The organism is Pseudomonas sp. GM48, assembly GCF_000282335.1.
GTDB lineage: Bacteria > Pseudomonadota > Gammaproteobacteria > Pseudomonadales > Pseudomonadaceae > Aquipseudomonas.
In genome coordinates, this window is sequence record NZ_AKJM01000176.1 from 1 (window position 1) to 18,282 (window position 18,282).

Sequence of the window (18,282 nt, forward strand, 5' to 3'; positions counted from 1 at the left end):
TCGGCTGCGCAGCAGTCGCAATATGGGAGTCCGCGTGCCATCTGACAATTTGCGGTGAATGGTTTTGGGGGCGCTTCGCACCCCAGCGGGAGCAAGCTCCCTCGCCACAGGTTGCTTTGTTTTGGCCACAGGGTTTTATGTTCGGTCAGGCTGACCGGGACCCTCGCCACAGCGCCGCGCCAACGGTACCCTGTCGAGGTTTTTTCCTACGACTACTGTGAACCCGCCGAATGCAAAACCTGACCCTTTTCGTACTGCGCATCCTCGAATTGATGAAGCGCTACCCTGGGGTCATCGCGCTCGGTGGTTTCATCTCCGGGGTGTGCAGTTTCATTCTGGTCGATCGCCAGCAAGGCCTGGCGAGCTGGATCACCACGATCATGCTGATCAGCTGGATCTGGTTGATGCTGGAAAACAGCCTGACCAAGCTGTTCACGCGCATCTTCAAACGAGAAATCCCGGAACCGTTGCTGCGCTACGCGACGCAGATGATCCATCAGGAAAGCCTGTTCTTTGTCCTGCCGTTCTTCTTCATCACCACGACGTGGAACAGCGGCCAGCTGGTGTTCACCGGGCTGTTGGGTATCGCGGCGCTGATTTCAATTATCGACCCGCTCTACTACAAATGGCTGGCGCCACGGCGCTGGGCGTTTCTGGCCCTGCATACCCTGACCTTGTTTGCCGCGCTGCTCACCGCGTTGCCGGTAATCATGCACCTGACCACCGCGCAGAGTTTCAAATGGGCGCTGGGCATCTCGGTGCTGTTGTCGTTCCCGAGCCTGGCGTCGATCTTCCCGATTCGTACTGTGCGCAGTGCGCTGGCGATTTTGAGTATCACCCTGGGCATCGGTGTCGTTGGTTGGGAGCTGCGCTCGTGGGTGCCACCGGCGACGCTTTGGATGACCGATGTGGCCATCAGCACGCAAATGCAGGACCGCACACCAGGCGCCAGCCTCGACGAAGTCAGCGCCGAGCAGATTCGCAATGGCGGGCTCTACGCGTACACCGCGATCAATGCCCCGCGTGGCCTGGACGAACGGATTTATCACGTCTGGCAATTCAACGGTAAAGAGGTCGACCGTATTCCCCTGGATATCCGTGGCGGGCGCAAGGAAGGTTACCGGGCCTGGACCCACAAACAGAATTTCACGGGCAATCCGGCCGGCAAATGGCAGGTCCGGGTGCTGACCGAAGATGGCCAGGTCATCGGTGTGCTGCGTTTCGAAGTCACGGACAGCACAGCGATCAAAGAAAAGTAGTCCGCTTCGTGCTATTACGTAGCGTGTGGCGAGGGAGCTTGCTCCCGCTGGGGCGCGAAGCGGCCCCCTCTTTACCAAAAGTAATGGGGCTGCTGCGCAGCCCAGCGGGAGCAAGCTCCCTCGCCACGTCCATTCGAGAGAACAGCATTACCAACAAGCACGGAGCTTATGATCAGCAGCACGATGGCCGGCAACGCCCGATTAGACACGTCGCTCACCCCTGCGCGGTTGCGGGTGACGGGCGACTGGACGCTTGCCCATTACGCTGACCTCAAGCTGTTGAGCAAAAAACTCCAGGGCCAGTACGACGCCAACACCCCCATCGACCTCAACGGACTGGGCGCCCTGGACACCGCCGGCGCCTCGCTGTTGGTCGAGTTGCTTGGCTCCGAGCGTCTCGGCCGCTCCGCCGAACATCCTGATTGCACACTCTCCACCGCCGACCGGGCGTTGCTGCAAACCGTCTACTGCTCGTTGACCGACTTCTGCGTACCGATCAAGGAACCGGAAGTCAGCGTATCCATTCAGTTGCTGACCCGCATTGGCCGCGCGGTGGACGCCGTCTGGCAGGACACCCTGCAACTTCTGGGTTTCGTTGGCCTGATCATCGAAACCATCGTCCGCGGCCTGTTCCGGCCGAAACGCTGGCGCGTCACACCGATGATCGCGCACATCGAACAGACCGGCCTCGACGCCGCCCCAATCGTTGCCCTGCTGACCTTTCTGGTGGGCGCCGTCGTGGCGTTTCTCGGGTCGACGGTGCTGGCCACTTTCGGCGCCACTGTCTTTACCGTGGACCTGGTGGGATTCGCCTTCCTGCGCGAATTCGGTGTGCTGCTGACCGCGATCCTGATGGCCGGGCGCACCGCCAGTGCGTTCACGGCGCAAATCGGTTCGATGAAGGCCAACGAAGAAATCGACGCCATTCGCACTCTGGGCCTCGACCCCGTGGAATTGCTGGTGGTGCCGCGGGTCCTGGCGTTGCTGATCGCCCTGCCGATGCTGACCTTCCTGGCGATGCTGTCGGGGATTATCGGCGGTGGCGTGGTCTGCGCCGTGGCGCTGGATATCTCGCCGGCAATGTTCATATCGCTGCTGCAAACCGACATCGGCGTTCAGCACTTTCTGGTGGGGATCGTCAAAGCACCGGTCTTCGCCTTCCTGATCGCCGCGATTGGTTGCCTTGAAGGCTTCAAGGTCAGCGGCAGCGCTGAGTCCGTGGGCGCCCACACCACGTCGAGCGTGGTGCAGTCGATTTTCGTGGTGATCGTGATGGATGCGATAGCCGCGATGTTTTTCATGGAGATGGGTTGGTGAGTCGTATCCCCCGAGCGCCCTCCGAGGCGGTGATTGAGGTGCGTGGGTTGTGCAACCGCTTTGGCCGCCAGAGCGTGCACGAGAACCTCGACCTGGACTTGTACAAAGGCGAGATCCTCGCCGTGGTCGGCGGTTCCGGCAGCGGTAAATCGGTGTTGCTGCGCAGCATTGTCGGGTTGCGCCAGCCCAGCGAAGGGGTGGTGAAAGTCTTCGGCAAGAACCTGCCAACCTTGTCGGAGCACGAGCGCTCGCTGGTGGAACGACGCTTTGGCGTGCTGTTCCAGAAGGGTGCGCTGTTCTCTTCATTGACGGTGACCGAGAACGTCGCCCTGCCGCTGATCGAACACGCCGGTTTGAGCCGCAACGACGCCGAGCACCTGGCAGCGGTGAAAATGGCCTTGGCCGGATTGCCGCTGTCGGCGGCGGAGAAATACCCCTCGTCGCTGTCCGGCGGCATGATCAAGCGTGCCGCACTGGCCAGGGCACTGGCACTGGACCCGGACATCCTGTTTCTCGACGAACCCACCGCCGGCCTCGATCCGATTGGCGCCGCCGCGTTCGACCAATTGATCCTGACCCTGCGCGATGCCCTGGGCCTGAGTGTCTTTCTGGTGACCCACGACCTCGACACGCTTTACACCATCACCGACCGGGTGGCGGTGCTGGCGCAGAAAAAAGTGCTGGTGGCGGACGCCATCGACAAGGTGTCGGAAACCAACGATGCGTGGATTCACGAATACTTCCATGGCCCTCGCGGCCGCGCGGCATTGACGGCCGCCCAACAGCTCAAAGAGGTCTGACATGGAAACCCGAGCCCATCATGTATTGATCGGCCTGTTCACGGTGATTGTGGTGACGGCCGCACTGTTGTTCGGCCTGTGGCTGGCCAAGTCCAGTGTCGACACCGAGTTCAAGGACTACGAGGTTGTGTTCAACGAGGCGGTCAGCGGTTTGTCCAAAGGCAGTTCGGTGCAGTACAGCGGGATCAAGGTCGGCGACGTGATCTCGTTGCGCCTGGACCCGAAAGACCCGCGCCGGGTACTGGCGCGAATTCGTCTGGCCGGCGATACCCCGGTCAAGGAAGACACCAATGCCAAGCTGGCCCTGACCGGTGTCACCGGGACCTCGATCATCCAGCTCAGCGGCGGCACGCCACAGAGCCCGACGCTCAAGGGCAAGGACGGCAACCTGCCGACCATCGTCGCCTCGCCCTCGCCCATCGCTCGCCTGCTCAATGACAGCGAAGACTTGATGGCCGGGGTGAGCACGCTGATGCATAACGCCAACCTGATGTTCTCCACGGAAAACATCGAACGCATCAGCAACACCCTGGAGCATCTGGAGCAAACCACCGGAACCATTGCCGAGCAGCGCGGCGATATCCGCCAGGCCATGCAGCAACTGGCCTCGGTCGGCAAACAGGCCAACAACATGCTGGAACAGACCACGGCGCTGATGCGTAATGCCAATGGGTTGCTCAACGAGCATGGCAAAGAAGCGCTGGGCAGCGCCGAGCAGGCGATGAAGTCGCTGCAGGAAAGCAGCGCCACCCTCAACAAACTGATCACCGCCAATCAGGACTCGCTCAACAGCGGCATGCAAGGCCTCAATGGCCTGGGCCCGGCCGTGCGCGAGATGCGCGAAACCCTGTCCTCGTTGCGCGTCATTACCAAACGACTGGAGGCCAACCCCAGCGGTTACCTGCTGGGCAGTGAAAAGACCAAGGAGTTCACGCCATGAAGCTGATTCGGATTGCTCTCCTCGCTGGCTTCACGCTGATCAGTTCGTGCTCGATCCTGCCCAAGCCCGAACCCTTCGAAGTCTATCGATTGCCGTCGGCCCAGAGCGCATCGGCCAGCCACGGCACGCCGCAACGCTGGTCGCTGCGCCTGAGCAAATTCCAGTCCAGCGAAGCGTTGAACAGCCCGAACATTGCAGTGATTCCTCAGGGCGATGTGATCAGCCACTACAAGGGTTCGCGCTGGAGCGACCCGACGCCGGTGCTGGTGCGCAATCGCTTGCTGGAAGGTTTCCAGCATGACGGGCGGGTGCCGCTGTTGAGCACCGATGACAGCATTTTCCAGACCGATCTTGAATTGGGCGGCAGCCTGCAGGCGTTTCAGACTGAATACCAAGGTACGAATGCCAGCGCGGTGGTGCGTCTGGATGCGTTGCTGGTGCGCAGCTACGACCAGCGCATCCTCGCCAGCCGCCGCTTTGAAGTGCGCCAGCCACTCAGCGATGTGCAGGTCCCGGCGGTGGTGGCCGGGTTTGGTCAGGCGAACGATCAGTTGACCGCGCAGGTGGTGAACTGGGCAGTTGAGCAAGGGCAGAAACTCGCCCCGCCGCCAAGACCCTGAAGAAGAACACAGTCCCCCTGTGGGAGCGGGCTTGCTCGCGAAGAGGGAGTGCCAGCCGACATTAATGTTGCCTGATGCACCGCCTTCGCGAGCAAGCCCGCTCCCACAGTTGATTTGTGTCGACCTTATCAGCGCTGCAAAAACGCCTGATGCAACTCAGCCAGCGTTTCAAAGTGATACGCCGGCGCCTCGGCGCTCAATTCTTCGTGGCTGCCGAACCCGTAACCCACCGCCGCCGCAACCAGGCCATTGCTGCGTGCGCCGATCAGGTCGTGCTTGCGGTCGCCGATCATCAGGGTGTTGGCCGGGTCCAGGCCTTCTTCGGCCATCAGGTGTGCGATCAGCTCGATTTTGTTGGTCCGGGTACCATCCAGTTCGCTGCCGTAAATCACTTTGAAGTGCCTGGCAAAATCGAAATGCCGGGCGATTTCCCGGGCGAACACCCACGGCTTCGAAGTGGCGATGTACAGCTGCCGCCCTTGTCCGTTCAGGGTCTCCAGCAACGGTGTGACACCATCAAACACGCGGTTTTCGTACAAACCGGTGACCTTGAAGCGCTCGCGATAAAAATTCACCGCCTCCCAGGCGCGGGCTTCATCGAAGTCGTAGAACTGCATGAACGCCTGCAACAGCGGCGGGCCGATGAAGTGTTCGAGTTTGGTCAGGTCCGGCTCATCGATACCCAGTTTGCTCAAGGCGAACTGGATAGAACGGGTGATGCCCTCGCGCGGGTCGGTCAGGGTGCCATCGAGGTCGAACAAAACGGTTTGGTAATGCATGTTGAATCCTGAATAAGGGGCCGGATCAAAGCGAGTCGTAGCCTTCGGCCAGATGCAGGTCCTTGAGCTTCACGTAGTTCGCCGCGCTATAGGTGAAAAAGGCGCGCTCCTTGTCAGTCAGCGGGCGGATCTGCTTCACCGGGCTGCCCACATACAGGAAGCCGCTTTGCAGGTGCTTGCCCGGTGGCACCAGGCTGCCGGCACCGATAATCACGTCATCGTCGACCACCGCGCCGTCCATGACGATGCTGCCCATGCCGATCAACACCCGGCTGCCCACCGAACAGCCATGCAGCATGACCTTGTGGGCGATGGTCACGTCATTGCCGATCAGCAACGGAAAGCCATCGGGGTTGAACGGCCCGGCATGGGTGATGTGCAACACGCAGCCATCCTGCACGCTGGTGCGCGCGCCGATGCGGATGCGGTGCATGTCGCCACGGATCACCGTCAGTGGCCAGACCGAGCTGTCTTCGCCGATTTCAACGTCGCCGATCACCACCGCCGAGCGGTCGACAAAAGCGCCTTTGCCAAGCAGCGGCGTATGGTTCTGATACTTGCGAAGGTTCACGATAGGGTTTCTCTCTGTCGCTGATAGCTGCGGTAAGTGTCGATTGTAATTAAGATGGCTGCATGATTCTCCAGCCAAGGTATCAACCGTGAGCGTGAACAACCCTCTTTTGCAGTCCTACGACCTGCCGCCGTTCTCCGCCATCCGCGCCGAACACGTACAACCGGCCATTGAACAGATCCTGGCTGACAACCGTGCCGCCATCGTCGAGATTCTCAAGACCCAGGCCAAACAGCCAACGTGGGCTGGCCTGGTGCTGGCGATGGATGAACTCAACGATCGCCTGGGCGCCGCCTGGAGCCCGGTCAGCCACCTCAACGCCGTGTGCAACAGCGCCGAACTGCGTGAAGCCTACGAGTCGTGCCTGCCGGCCTTGAGCGCCTATGCCACCGAATTGGGCCAGAACCGCGAACTGTTCCAGGCCTTCGAAGCCCTGGCCAGCAGTCCTGAAGCCGCCGGTTTCGAGGTGGCGCAGAAAACTATCCTGGAACACTCCCTGCGTGACTTCCGTCTGTCGGGTATCGACCTGCCGGAAGCCGAACAGAAGCGTTACGCCGAGGTGCAGAGCAAGCTGTCCGAACTGGGCAGCCGTTTCTCCAACCAGTTGCTCGACGCCACACAGGCGTGGACCAGGCACATCACCGATGAAGCCGCCCTCGCCGGCCTGACCGATTCGGCCAAGGCACAAATGGCCGCCGCGGCTCAGGCCAAGGATCTGGACGGCTGGCTGATCACCCTGGAATTCCCGAGCTACTACGCGGTGATGACCTACGCCCAGGACCGCGCCCTGCGTGAAGAGGTCTATGCCGCGTACTGCACCCGTGCGTCGGACCAGGGCCCGAATGCCGGCCAGAACGACAACGGTCCGGTCATGGAAGAAATCCTCGACCTGCGTCAGGAACTGGCAAAACTCTTGGGGTTCAGCAGTTTCTCCGAGCTGAGCCTGGCGACCAAAATGGCCGAATCCAGCGATCAGGTGCTGAGCTTCCTGCGCGACCTGGCCAAGCGCAGCAAGCCGTTCGCCGCCCAGGATCTGGAACAGCTCAAGGCCTATGCTGCTGAACAAGGCTGCCCGGATCTGCAAAGCTGGGACAGCGGTTTCTACGGCGAAAAACTCCGTGAACAGCGTTACAGCGTCGCCCAGGAAGCCCTGCGCGCCTACTTCCCGATCGACAAGGTGCTCAGCGGCCTGTTCGCCATCGTCCAGCGCCTGTACGGCATCGAGATCGCCGAACTCAAAGGCTTCGACACCTGGCACCCGGATGTGCGCCTGTTTGAAATCAAGGAAAACGGCCAGCACGTCGGCCGCTTCTTCTTCGACCTCTACGCCCGCGCCAACAAGCGTGGCGGTGCCTGGATGGACGGCGCACGCGACCGTCGCCGCACGGCTGGCGGTGTATTGCAAAGTCCGGTGGCGAACCTGGTGTGCAACTTCACCCCGGCCGACAGCGGCAAGCCTGCACTGCTGACCCATGACGAAGTCACCACCCTGTTCCATGAATTCGGCCACGGCCTGCATCACCTGCTGACCCGCGTCGAGCATGCTGGTGTATCCGGCATCAACGGCGTGGCCTGGGATGCTGTCGAACTGCCAAGTCAGTTCATGGAAAACTGGTGCTGGGAGCCAGAAGGTCTGGCGCTGATTTCCGGTCATTATGAAACCGGCGAACCGCTGCCTCAGGACCTGCTCGGGAAAATGCTCGCGGCGAAAAACTTCCAGTCGGGCCTGATGATGGTCCGCCAACTGGAGTTCTCGCTGTTCGACTTCGAACTGCACGCCACCCACGGCGATGGTCGCAGTGTGCTGCAAGTGCTCGAAGGCGTGCGCGACGAGGTTTCGGTCATGCGTCCGCCGGCCTATAACCGCTTTCCCAACAGCTTTGCGCACATCTTCGCTGGCGGTTATGCCGCGGGTTACTACAGCTACAAATGGGCTGAAGTGCTCTCGGCCGATGCGTTCTCGAAGTTTGAAGAGGAAGGCGTGCTCAACGCCGACACCGGTCGCGCTTTCCGCGAAGCGATCCTGGCGCGTGGCGGTTCCCAGGAACCGATGGTGCTGTTCGTCGACTTCCGTGGCCGTGAGCCGTCGATTGACGCACTCTTGCGCCACAGCGGCCTGAGTGAGGGCGCGGCAGCATGAGTGAGGGACCTGTGATTACGAAAAAACGCTTTATCGCCGGGGCGGTCTGCCCGGCATGCAGCGAACCGGACAAGTTGATGATGTGGAACGAAGACCAGGTCCCGCATCGTGAGTGCGTGGCCTGCGGTTACTCCGACACACTCAATGAACAGGGGCTGTCGGTGCCCAGGGAGCTGGGTACGCGGGTTAATACCACCGTGCCCAAAGCACCGGACACCAAGGTTCAGACGGTTCAGTTCTTCCCGAACCCGAAACTGACGAAAAAGCCTGACGAACAGCACTGAGTGAAAAAAACCCGTTGCACAATGCAGCGGGTTTTTTTTTATTCGATATGAGCGGACTTGAACCAGCTCTTCATCGAGCACGCGGCGAACGGGCTGGTGCTGCAATCGCCATTGGCCAGGGCCGTGCGCAGTTTTTCCACGTCGGCCTGCATCATGTAGCGAATGCCGTCTTTGAAGTGGGTACTGTCACCAAAGCCGCCCTGGGTCATTTCGTTCAGGGCCTCTTCCTTGGTCCAGCCCTGGATGACAACCCGGTACATGGCCGCCATCAGGCCGGTACGGTCGGAGCCGTGTTTGCAGTGCATCAAAACCGGGCCTTTGGCTTCGGCAGACTTGATGGCGCGCAAGGCCTTGAGCACATCGGCGTCATCCACGTGGTTGGTGCGATAAGGCAGTTGTACTTGAGTGATGCCCGGCGTGGACAACCAACTGGAGTCCGCTTCCGGCAGGAAGTTGATCACCGTCCCGACCTGGAGCTTCTCCAGCAGCGGCACCGCCCCTTTGTCCGGCAAGGCGCTGCGATAGAGGGTTGGCGACATTTGAAAGAGGTTGTATTGCTTCTCGATCGGTTGAGCCCAGTCTGCCGGACGGTGCATCGCGCTGTCGTCAGCAAATGCCGGTGTCAGGTTAACGAGTGCGACCAGCGACAGGCATATTGCAGATAAAAAACGTGATAGAGGCATGCTTGAGCGACCGTTCAGAAAGGGACGGGAAGATGCTGACAAGGATCAGGCATGCACGGTCAAAGGCCTGTGAGCGAACCGTCAAAGAATCGTGAAGTCCCTGCCTGGAAGTCGCTACGCCTGACCGGGCCTACAGTTCCAACTTGATGAATGCCTTGAGCAATGCCTCCAGGGCCGTCCCGTACTCATAAACCTTTTCAGTCTGAGGGTTGCGGCGCGCACCTTGAAACCGGAATCCAGAGACTCGGTTTTGAGAACATCGAGGCTGTACAATTTTTGATCGTCTTCATCAAGCTCCAATATCTCGACGCCTATTCGAAACTCGGGCGGGTCAGCGGGAAGGCGATAGATATATCCCGCGAATTCAGAAGTTATTATTGTTTGATGAAAATAGGCGAGCGCGAGATCTGTCACGATGCCGATATCTTTTTCGTCAATGTTACTGTCTGAATTAACATTGATGTCATGGTTGATTTGTTGCGTCGGAATAGTTGTTTGGTCTTATTGGTTTTACAATTGCTTGTACATCGTTTGATGTTTCTATTCGTTGCAAGAAATCGCCTGTATTGGTGAATGTTGGCATTTTACCCTTGCGATTATTTTGAATGCATGCAGTAGTCCACATGCATCCGAAACGACTCTTTGACAGCCGAAATCAACGGTCAGGAGTCAAGGGTTGACGATACTGGCGTAGGCCTTGGCCAGCGCCTGCAGCTTGGCTTTGTCGGTTGCACCGATGGTCCCGTCTCCATCGACATCCTTGCCAACGGACCTGATACTGAACGAGCTTCCACGGTCTGTGGAAATAGCCGTGTAAAACTCAGAGTCGACCAAACTTTCAACTTGGGTTTCATTTTCCGCGTCCCAACTTAATTCTTTTCGAGCCAGCTGTAGCGAAACCAGTGTATTGGGCTCCGAAGGACCCGGTTGCATGAGTTGCAGAAAGATACCGCGCTGATTTAAGAAAGACATTAATAAATCCTTTTATTTGTTTGTTGTTGAGGGTGTTGCTTGTTGGGTTGAATATACGGGCGGGTATTGAGTCCAGCCACTGACTATATGTTTCCTTAGTTTTCTCTTCATTTGTTGAACAAGTAAGTTCATGACAACAGCCCAACTGTCAAATGAAGGGCTGAGCGGTACTGGTCGCCAGGTGTGACGTCGCTTACTGTATGGATATACAGATACAGGAATACGCCGATGATCAGCTCTCTGCCTCCCCGTGGCCGCGGCACCGCAACCAATCCGCACAACCGCTTCGCCCCCAGCCATTCGGTGGCAGAGGACGACGGCTGGTACCAGGAAGTACCGCTCACCCAAGGCACCGAGGTGCGTATTGAAACGGCGAAAACCATCATTACCCGTAACACATCACCGGATTTGCCCTTCGACCGTTCGATCAATCCCTATCGCGGCTGCGAGCACGGTTGCATTTATTGCTATGCGCGCCCCAGTCACGCCTATTGGGACATGTCACCAGGGCTGGATTTCGAAACAAAACTGATCGCCAAGACCAACGCCGTGGATGTGCTGGAGGCGCAGCTGTCCAAGCGTGGCTATCAATGCGCACCGATCAACCTCGGTTCCAACACCGATCCGTATCAGCCGATCGAGCGTGAATACAAGATCACCCGGCAAACCCTCGAGGTACTCCTGCGTTACCGGCACCCGGTGACCATCGTCACCAAGGGTTCGCTGATTCTTCGCGATCTGGACCTGCTGACCGAGCTTGCCAGCCAAAGACTGGTGGCGGTAATGATCAGCCTGACCACCCTGGACGACGAACTCAAGCGCATCCTCGAACCCCGCGCCGCAGCGCCCAAGGCCCGGTTGCGGGCGATCAGGGTCATGCGCGATGCAGGCATTCCGGTGGGCGTGCTGTGTTCACCGATGATTCCGATGATCAACGACAGTGAGCTCGAAAGCCTGCTCGCGGAGGCCCATGCGGCCGGGGCGCAAAGCGCTGCTTACATGATGTTGCGCCTGCCGCTGGAAGTGGCGCCGCTGTTCGAAGAATGGCTGGGCGCCCACTATCCGCAACGGGCGGCGCATGTGTTGAGCCTGATTCGCCAGAGCCGTGGCGGTGAACTCTACGACAGCCGCTTTGGCGCTCGAATGCGCGGCGAAGGCCCCTTCGCTGACCTGCTGGCACAGCGCTTTGCCAAAACCATCAAGCGCCTGGGGCTCAATCGACGGGAAGGCTTTAACCTGGATTGCGACGCCTTTTGTCCGCCGGGTCGCCAGATGTCGTTGATTTGAGGACAATTGGCCTATGGTTGAGTACTGAGGAGCGCGCTCACGCATTAGGCCGGTCACGTTTTTTGTGACCTGGAACACGCGTCCTAGAGCGTTTCATTCAGTTTGAATTAAGATTCAACCGCTAACTTATTCATGGAGTGACTGATGGGTCGAGCTGTTTGACCTGGATGTTTTTCAACCAGCCACTGGCTTTACACCGGACAACAACGGATGGCTCCCTGAGCCCGTCAATGAGGATGAATCATGAGTGATAAGGATAAACAGCCGTTGGCTGCATCGGCTTCGCCCGAACCCGAGGCGGAAACCGCCGATGCAGCGTTGCAGCATATCGTTGACGGCTTTTTGCATTTTCATCATGAGATCTTTCCCCAGCAGGAAGAACTCTTCAAGAAACTCGCCACGGCCCAGCGGCCGCGAGCGATGTTCATCGCTTGCGCCGATTCGCGCATCGTTCCCGAATTGATCACCCAAAGCTCCCCCGGCGATCTGTTCGTGACGCGCAATGTCGGTAACGTCGTACCGCCTTACGGGCAAATGAACGGTGGTGTTTCCACGGCCATCGAGTACGCCGTACTGGCTCTGGGGGTGCATCACATCATCATTTGCGGGCACTCCGATTGCGGCGCCATGCGCGCGGTGCTCAACCCGCAAAGCCTGGAAAAAATGCCCACGGTCAAAGCCTGGCTGCGTCATGCCGAAGTGGCCAAGACCATGGTGCAGGAGAACTGCAACTGCTCCAGCGAAAGCGAAAGCATGCACATCCTCACCGAAGAGAATGTGATCGCCCAGTTGCAGCATCTGCGCACCCATCCGTCGGTGGCCTCGCGCATGGCCAACGGTCAGTTGTTCATTCACGGCTGGGTCTACAACATCGAAACCAGCGAAATCAAAGCCTACGACGCCGATAAAGGCTGTTTCCTGCCGCTCAATGGCAGCCTGCCAATTCCCGTGGCGACGCCCAAAGCGCGCTTCTAAATCCCCCTAAATCGTTGTGTGGTTCAGCCGAGGCTGCCGTTCAGGCAGCCTGGCTTTGCCATGCCTGAAGAAAACTTCGGGAGACTCACCATGCGTGCTGCTCGACTCAAAGCTGTTCTACCACGGGAGCTGCTGGCTTCGGTGGTTGTGTTTCTGGTCGCCCTGCCCCTGTGCATGGGCATTGCGATTGCCTCGGGACTGCCGCCGGCCAAAGGTCTGATCACCGGCATCATCGGTGGTCTGGTAGTCGGTTGGTTGGCCGGCTCGCCGTTGCAAGTCAGCGGCCCGGCGGCGGGCCTGGCGGTTCTGGTATTCGAACTGGTCCGCCAACACGGCATCGCCATGCTCGGGCCCATTCTGGTGCTGGCGGGTTTGCTGCAACTGTTGGCCGGTCGTTTGAAGCTGGGCTGCTGGTTTCGGGTGACGGCGCCGGCGGTGGTGTACGGCATGCTGGCCGGGATTGGCGTGCTGATCATCCTGTCTCAGGTGCATGTGATGCTGGATGCCGCGCCCAAACCCTCGGGCCTGGATAACCTTGCAGCTTTCCCGGCGGTACTGGCTCAGGCGTTGCCCACGGTTGGCTGGCAAGCCGGCTTGCTCGGCTTGTCGACGATTGCCGTCATGTGGCTGTGGGAAAAATTCCGTCCGCAATCCCTGCGCTTCATTCCCGGGGCGCTACTGGGTGTCGGTCTGGCCACGCTTGCCAGCCTGGTGCTGGCGTTGCAGGTCAAACGGGTTGAGGTACCGGCCAATCTGGCGGAGGCCATCGACTGGCTGAAACCGGCGGATCTGCTCAACCTGGCGGATCCGACCTTACTGATCGCCGCGTTTGCCGTGGCCTTCATCGCCAGCGCCGAAACCTTGCTCTCGGCCGCGGCGGTTGATCGCATGCACAGCGGCCAGCGTTCGGACTTTGACCGGGAGTTGTCGGCGCAAGGTATCGGCAACATGCTGTGTGGCCTGCTTGGGGCATTGCCGATGACCGGCGTTATCGTGCGCAGTTCGGCGAATGTTCAGGCCGGAGCAACCACGCGGTTTTCGACCATTTTCCACGGCCTGTGGCTGCTGGCGTTCGTGCTGTTGCTGTCCAGTGTCCTGCAAAGCATTCCGGTGGCGAGCCTGGCGGGCGTGCTGGTGTATACCGGTTTCAAACTGGTGGATCTCAAGGTCTTTCGCGGATTGGGCCGGTATGGCCGGGCGCCGATGTTCACTTACGCGGCAACTGCGCTGGCCATCGTTTTCACGGACCTGCTGACTGGCGTGTTGATTGGCTTCGGCCTGACGCTGGTGAAACTGGCGCTGAAAGCCTCGCGCTTGAAGATCAGCCTGATCGACCTGCCCCGGGAAGGGGAAATGGAATTGCGCCTGGTGGGCGCGGCGACTTTCCTGAAAGTGCCGGCGCTGACCCGGGTGCTGGACAGCATTGCGCAGGGTACGACCGTGCATGTGCCGCTCAATAACCTGAGCTACATCGATCACTCGTGTCTGGAGCTGCTGGAGGAATGGGGTCGGGCGAATGCGGCCAAGGGGTCGAAGCTGTTGATTGAATCGCGGGGATTGAAGCGTCGGCTTGAGGGACGGGTGCGGACCAATACAGGAATTGGTGCGGCCGGGTAGATAACAGTGTGGGAGCGGGCTTGCTCGCGAAAGCGGCGTGTCAGTCGACATCAACGTTGAATGATTGACCGTATTCGCGAGCAAGCCCGCTCCCACAGGTTTCAGGGATCAAGCCGCCGGCTGATCCAGCTCCAGGCCCACGCCCAGGCGGCGGGACATGCACGGCCAGCGTTTCCATGCGGCGCCGGTGTCCGGGCTGCTGAGCTTCTCACGGTAGGCTTCCACGGACTCCAGTGCGAAACTTTCGTCGTTAAGCATCTCGTCAAAGGCGTGATGCACTACTTCATCCAGTTGGTTGGCAAATTCCTCACCGATCAATTGGTGAGCAATCAGGTTGGCGACAGTCATGTCCAATGGGATCAGTGGCTGGCCGAAATGCTTGATGTACAGGTCGTTGACCTCTTCGACAAACCGGTGCGCCAGATAGGCTTCATCCAGCAGGCTGTCGAGCCCGACATGGCCGGCCATGATGGCTGGCGGCTGGAGGAAGTACTGCTCGGCGATTTTCAGCACCGGTTTGATCTGTGACTCAATGCCCGCTTCCCTGGCGACCTCATTGGCTGCATCCAGCAGATCGGGCACTTCTTCGATGTAGGCGGCGACAAAACGCGTCAGCACGCCATTGGCGTCCGCTTCCGGCAATTGGATGGCCGGGTGTAGATGAGGCAGTTTACTTTCCAGCTGACGCGTCAGCAGGCCGGTCTCGGCTTCGTGTTGTTGGGCTTTTTGGATCTGCTCGCGCAATGCGGCGGTGTTCATGAAAACTCCAGGAAACAAGGCAATGAAATAGGGAAGACATAACTTAGCTGGCTTACGAAAAATGCTAAGACGCATTTGTCATAATTATTTCATCCTTGAGACGGCCCCGTTATATCGATTGGCCACCACTCGTCTGCATCCTTCTCCATTCGTGCCCTGCAAAGCAAGTTAATGCTGTTTCATATGATTTACGCCTTCGCGTTGCGAGGTCAGAGGTGCTGTCTATACTCGGGTTGGAATGGAGTTAGCTGATGACGCCCGACTGCATATGCAGCAAGGCACGGCGATTCAAGTTCGTAGTCTGATGCAGCCGCTCCCTTGCCGCAGGTGAAAGCCGGCGGGATAACAAGAACGATAAGGGGAACCCGCAATGATGCGACATCCACATGTCTGGATGGGCCTCCTGTTGTGGTCGATTTTCAGTCAGGCGCAAGCGGCCTGGACTGTGAATATGGCGCCTGGAGCGACTGAAATCAGTCACGCAGTATTCGACCTGCACATGACCATTTTCTGGATCTGTGTGGTGATCGGCATCATCGTTTTCGGTGCCATGTTCTGGTCGATGATTCTCCACCGCCGCTCGACCGGGCAGGTGGCCGCCAAATTTCATGAAAGCACCACCGTCGAAATCCTCTGGACCATCGTGCCCTTCCTGATCCTGGTGGCCATGGCGGTTCCCGCCACTGCGACGCTGATCAAGATGTACGACGCCAGCGAGCCGGAAATCGATATCCAGGTCACCGGCTACCAGTGGAAGTGGCACTACAAATACCTGGGCCAGGACGTCGAGTTCTTCAGCAACCTGACCACCCCCCAGGATCAAATCCACAACAAGGAAACCAAGGGCGAGCACTACCTGCTCGAAGTCGACAAGCCATTGGTGCTGCCGGTCGGTACCAAGGTGCGCTTCCTGGTGACCTCCGCCGACGTGATCCACTCCTGGTGGGTGCCGGCTTTTGCGGTCAAGCGCGATGCGATTCCCGGGTTCGTCAATGAAGCCTGGACCCGCATCGACAAGCCCGGCATCTACCGTGGCCAGTGTGCCGAGTTGTGTGGCAAGGATCACGGCTTCATGCCGACCGTGGTCGAGGTCAAGGAAAAGGCCGATTACGAAAAATGGCTGGCCGATCGCAAGACCGAGGCCGCACAGCTCAAAGAGCTGACCAGCAAGGAATGGACGCTCGACGAGCTCAAGGATCGCGGCGACAAGATCTATCACACCACCTGCGTGGCCTGTCACCAGGCCGAAGGCCAGGGCCTGCCGCCGATGTTCCCGGCACTCAAGGGCTCGAAAATCGCCACCGGACCCAAAGACGCACACCTGAGCATTGTCTTCCACGGCAAGCCTGGCACCGCCATGGCGGCGTTCGGCAAACAGCTCTCGGAAGTCGATATTGCAGCGGTTGTGACCTACGAACGTAACGCCTGGGGCAACAACAAGGGCGACATGGTCACGCCTAAAGAAGTGCTGGAGCTGAAACAGGCGGAAAGCAAATGACCCGGTCTATTGCGTACTCAAGGAACCGGTCGGGACAGCTCGCCCCGGCCCGCCCAGCCCATCAGTTTGCAGGAGACAGGACATGACTGCTGTAATCGATGAACATGTTCATACCGCCACCGACCACGCCCACGGTCCCGCCAAAGGCCTGATGCGTTGGGTGCTGACCACCAACCACAAGGACATCGGCACGCTGTACCTGTGGTTTGCATTTTCCATGTTCCTGCTTGGCGGCTCGTTCGCCATGGTGATTCGCGCCGAGCTGTTCCAGCCGGGGCTGCAAATCGTCCAGCCGGAATTCTTCAACCAGATGACCACCATGCACGGTCTGGTGATGGTCTTCGGCGCGGTGATGCCGGCCTTCGTCGGCCTCGCCAACTGGATGGTTCCGCTGATGATCGGCGCACCGGACATGGCGTTGCCACGGATGAACAACTTCAGCTTCTGGCTGTTGCCGGCAGCGTTCCTGCTACTGGTTTCGACCCTGTTCACCCCCGGCGGCGGACCGAACTTCGGCTGGACGTTCTACGCGCCGCTGTCGACCACCTACGCGCCGGAAAGCGTGACCTTCTTCATCTTCGCCATTCACTTGATGGGGATCAGTTCGATCATGGGCGCGATCAACGTGATCGCCACCATCCTCAATCTGCGCGCCCCCGGCATGACGCTGATGAAAATGCCGCTGTTCGTCTGGACCTGGCTGATCACCGCTTTCCTGCTGATCGCGGTGATGCCGGTGCTGGCCGGTTGCGTGACGATGATGCTGATGGACATCCACTTCGGCACCAGCTTCTTCAGCGCCGCCGGTGGCGGTGACCCGGTGCTGTTCCAGCATGTGTTCTGGTTCTTCGGCCATCCCGAGGTGTACATCATGATCCTGCCGGCTTTTGGTGCCGTCAGCTCGATCATTCCGGCGTTCTCGCGAAAGCCATTGTTCGGTTACACGTCGATGGTCTACGCCACGGCGAGTATCGCGTTCCTGTCGTTCATCGTCTGGGCGCACCACATGTTCGTGGTCGGCATTCCGCTGGTGGGCGAGCTGTTCTTCATGTACGCCACGCTGCTGATCGCGGTGCCAACGGGCGTGAAGGTGTTCAACTGGGCCAGCACCATGTGGCAAGGCTCGCTGACCTTCGAGACGCCGATGCTGTTCGCCGTGGCGTTCGTGATCCTGTTCACCATCGGCGGTTTCTCCGGGCTGATGCTGGCCATTGCCCCGGCAGACTTCCAGTACCAGGACACCTACTTCGTGGTCGCGCACTTCCACTACGTGCTGGTGCCGGGGGCAATCTTCGGGATCTTCGCCTCGGCCTACTACTGGATGCCGAAATGGACCGGCCACATGTACGACGAAACCCTCGGCAAGCTGCATTTCTGGCTGTCGTTCATCGGCATGAACATGGCCTTCTTCCCGATGCACTTCGTGGGGTTGGCGGGCATGCCGCGACGGATCCCGGACTACAACCTGCAATTCGCCGACTTCAACATGGTGTCGTCGATCGGCGCATTCATGTTCGGGGCCACGCAGATCTTCTTCCTGTTCATCGTGATCAAGACCATTCGCGGCGGCCCGCCGGCACCGGCCAAGCCGTGGGATGGAGCCGAAGGCCTGGAATGGAGCATCCCGTCGCCGGCGCCGTATCACACCTTCACCACGCCGCCGGAAGTGAAATGAACACCTGCCCCTTTGTAGGAGCGAGCTCGCTCGCGATGGTCGTCAACGATAACGCTGGAAACCTGACACCCCGCGGCGCTCTCCGGTTTTTCGCGAGCAAGCTCGC

Annotated in this window: 17 protein-coding genes; 12 read left to right on the forward strand and 5 right to left on the reverse strand. The window is 59.3% G+C overall.

Features of this window, described 5'->3' with window-relative positions; all coding sequences use genetic code 11:
- Positions 1-230 precede the first annotated feature (230 nt).
- The 5 genes from PMI28_RS02195 (at position 231) to PMI28_RS02175 (ending at position 4,936) form a co-directional block, all read left to right on the forward strand.
- Positions 231-1,259: a DUF5924 family protein gene (locus tag PMI28_RS02195; RefSeq protein WP_007992173.1), complete on the forward strand. Its 1,029-nt coding sequence runs from the start codon at positions 231-233 to the stop codon at positions 1,257-1,259.
- Positions 1,260-1,427: 168 nt separating this feature from the next.
- On the forward strand, positions 1,428-2,576 hold the full coding sequence (locus PMI28_RS02190; RefSeq protein ID WP_033063607.1) for an ABC transporter permease: 1,149 nt from the start codon (positions 1,428-1,430) through the stop codon (positions 2,574-2,576).
- On the forward strand, positions 2,573-3,376 hold the full coding sequence (locus PMI28_RS02185; RefSeq protein ID WP_007992178.1) for an ABC transporter ATP-binding protein: 804 nt from the start codon (positions 2,573-2,575) through the stop codon (positions 3,374-3,376). The genes PMI28_RS02190 and PMI28_RS02185 overlap by 4 nt, the downstream gene beginning before the upstream one ends.
- A gap of 1 nt (position 3,377) precedes the next feature.
- On the forward strand, positions 3,378-4,316 hold the full coding sequence (locus PMI28_RS02180) for an MlaD family protein (RefSeq protein ID WP_007992180.1): 939 nt from the start codon (positions 3,378-3,380) through the stop codon (positions 4,314-4,316).
- Positions 4,313-4,936 (forward strand): ABC-type transport auxiliary lipoprotein family protein, encoded by a 624-nt coding sequence (locus tag PMI28_RS02175; RefSeq protein WP_007992183.1) that lies wholly within the window; start codon positions 4,313-4,315, stop codon positions 4,934-4,936. The genes PMI28_RS02180 and PMI28_RS02175 overlap by 4 nt, the downstream gene beginning before the upstream one ends.
- Before the next feature lie 128 nt (positions 4,937-5,064).
- Here PMI28_RS02175 and PMI28_RS02170 read toward each other — a convergent pair whose 3' ends face one another.
- Together PMI28_RS02170 and PMI28_RS02165 are read right to left on the reverse strand one after the other, a co-directional pair.
- Positions 5,065-5,715, reverse strand: coding sequence for an HAD family hydrolase (locus PMI28_RS02170; protein WP_007992185.1), 651 nt, complete (start codon positions 5,713-5,715; stop codon positions 5,065-5,067).
- 25 nt (positions 5,716-5,740) lie between these two features.
- Positions 5,741-6,286 carry a gamma carbonic anhydrase family protein gene (locus tag PMI28_RS02165; RefSeq protein WP_007992187.1) on the reverse strand — a complete coding sequence of 182 codons (546 nt, stop codon included), beginning with the start codon at positions 6,284-6,286 and terminating at the stop codon, positions 5,741-5,743.
- An 88-nt stretch (positions 6,287-6,374) separates the two neighbouring features.
- Between PMI28_RS02165 and prlC the strand changes: the two genes are divergently transcribed.
- Complete coding sequence (prlC, locus tag PMI28_RS02160) at positions 6,375-8,426, forward strand: oligopeptidase A (RefSeq protein WP_007992190.1); 2,052 nt, start codon at positions 6,375-6,377, stop codon at positions 8,424-8,426.
- Positions 8,423-8,710: a YheV family putative zinc ribbon protein gene (locus PMI28_RS02155; RefSeq protein ID WP_007992191.1), complete on the forward strand. Its 288-nt coding sequence runs from the start codon at positions 8,423-8,425 to the stop codon at positions 8,708-8,710. Before prlC ends, PMI28_RS02155 begins: the two co-directional genes overlap by 4 nt.
- Before the next feature lie 38 nt (positions 8,711-8,748).
- Here the strand turns inward: PMI28_RS02155 and PMI28_RS02150 are convergent, their stop codons facing one another.
- Together PMI28_RS02150 and PMI28_RS02140 are read right to left on the reverse strand one after the other, a co-directional pair.
- On the reverse strand, positions 8,749-9,393 hold the full coding sequence (locus PMI28_RS02150) for a dual specificity protein phosphatase family protein (RefSeq protein WP_033063608.1): 645 nt from the start codon (positions 9,391-9,393) through the stop codon (positions 8,749-8,751).
- Between the two features lie 669 nt (positions 9,394-10,062).
- On the reverse strand, positions 10,063-10,365 hold the full coding sequence (locus PMI28_RS02140; protein WP_007992197.1) for a hypothetical protein: 303 nt from the start codon (positions 10,363-10,365) through the stop codon (positions 10,063-10,065).
- Between the two features lie 228 nt (positions 10,366-10,593).
- On the opposite strand from PMI28_RS02140, the gene PMI28_RS02135 reads away from it, so the two are divergent.
- From PMI28_RS02135 to PMI28_RS02125, 3 genes are all read left to right on the forward strand, one after another.
- The gene (locus tag PMI28_RS02135) at positions 10,594-11,652 is read left to right on the forward strand and encodes a PA0069 family radical SAM protein (RefSeq protein ID WP_007992199.1); all 1,059 of its coding nucleotides are present in this window, start codon (positions 10,594-10,596) and stop codon (positions 11,650-11,652) included.
- Positions 11,653-11,895: 243 nt separating this feature from the next.
- On the forward strand, positions 11,896-12,627 hold the full coding sequence (locus tag PMI28_RS02130; protein ID WP_007992201.1) for a carbonic anhydrase: 732 nt from the start codon (positions 11,896-11,898) through the stop codon (positions 12,625-12,627).
- A 90-nt stretch (positions 12,628-12,717) separates the two neighbouring features.
- Positions 12,718-14,244: a SulP family inorganic anion transporter gene (locus PMI28_RS02125; protein ID WP_007992203.1), complete on the forward strand. Its 1,527-nt coding sequence runs from the start codon at positions 12,718-12,720 to the stop codon at positions 14,242-14,244.
- A gap of 108 nt (positions 14,245-14,352) precedes the next feature.
- Here the strand turns inward: PMI28_RS02125 and PMI28_RS02120 are convergent, their stop codons facing one another.
- Positions 14,353-15,003 (reverse strand): hypothetical protein, encoded by a 651-nt coding sequence (locus tag PMI28_RS02120; RefSeq protein ID WP_007992205.1) that lies wholly within the window; start codon positions 15,001-15,003, stop codon positions 14,353-14,355.
- A 370-nt stretch (positions 15,004-15,373) separates the two neighbouring features.
- Between PMI28_RS02120 and coxB the strand changes: the two genes are divergently transcribed.
- Both coxB and ctaD read left to right on the forward strand, forming a co-directional pair.
- Positions 15,374-16,501, forward strand: coding sequence for a cytochrome c oxidase subunit II (coxB, locus tag PMI28_RS02115; protein WP_007992207.1), 1,128 nt, complete (start codon positions 15,374-15,376; stop codon positions 16,499-16,501).
- 82 nt (positions 16,502-16,583) lie between these two features.
- Entirely contained in the window at positions 16,584-18,176 is a 1,593-nt protein-coding gene (ctaD, locus tag PMI28_RS02110) for a cytochrome c oxidase subunit I (RefSeq protein ID WP_007992209.1), read from the forward strand.
- The last annotated feature ends 106 nt before the right edge of the window (positions 18,177-18,282 follow it).

Coding starts and splice junctions, on each gene's coding strand:
- PMI28_RS02195 (WP_007992173.1), top strand. CDS start 231: ATGCAAAACCTGACCCTTTTCGTACTGCGCATCCTCGAATTGATGAAG.
- PMI28_RS02190 (WP_033063607.1), top strand. CDS start 1,428: ATGATCAGCAGCACGATGGCCGGCAACGCCCGATTAGACACGTCGCTC.
- PMI28_RS02180 (WP_007992180.1), top strand. CDS start 3,378: ATGGAAACCCGAGCCCATCATGTATTGATCGGCCTGTTCACGGTGATT.
- PMI28_RS02175 (WP_007992183.1), top strand. CDS start 4,313: ATGAAGCTGATTCGGATTGCTCTCCTCGCTGGCTTCACGCTGATCAGT.
- PMI28_RS02170 (WP_007992185.1), bottom strand. CDS start 5,715: ATGCATTACCAAACCGTTTTGTTCGACCTCGATGGCACCCTGACCGAC.
- PMI28_RS02155 (WP_007992191.1), top strand. CDS start 8,423: ATGAGTGAGGGACCTGTGATTACGAAAAAACGCTTTATCGCCGGGGCG.
- PMI28_RS02150 (WP_033063608.1), bottom strand. CDS start 9,393: ATGCCTCTATCACGTTTTTTATCTGCAATATGCCTGTCGCTGGTCGCA.
- PMI28_RS02140 (WP_007992197.1), bottom strand. CDS start 10,365: ATGTCTTTCTTAAATCAGCGCGGTATCTTTCTGCAACTCATGCAACCG.
- PMI28_RS02135 (WP_007992199.1), top strand. CDS start 10,594: ATGATCAGCTCTCTGCCTCCCCGTGGCCGCGGCACCGCAACCAATCCG.
- PMI28_RS02130 (WP_007992201.1), top strand. CDS start 11,896: ATGAGTGATAAGGATAAACAGCCGTTGGCTGCATCGGCTTCGCCCGAA.
- PMI28_RS02125 (WP_007992203.1), top strand. CDS start 12,718: ATGCGTGCTGCTCGACTCAAAGCTGTTCTACCACGGGAGCTGCTGGCT.
- PMI28_RS02120 (WP_007992205.1), bottom strand. CDS start 15,003: ATGAACACCGCCGCATTGCGCGAGCAGATCCAAAAAGCCCAACAACAC.
- coxB (WP_007992207.1), top strand. CDS start 15,374: ATGATGCGACATCCACATGTCTGGATGGGCCTCCTGTTGTGGTCGATT.
- ctaD (WP_007992209.1), top strand. CDS start 16,584: ATGACTGCTGTAATCGATGAACATGTTCATACCGCCACCGACCACGCC.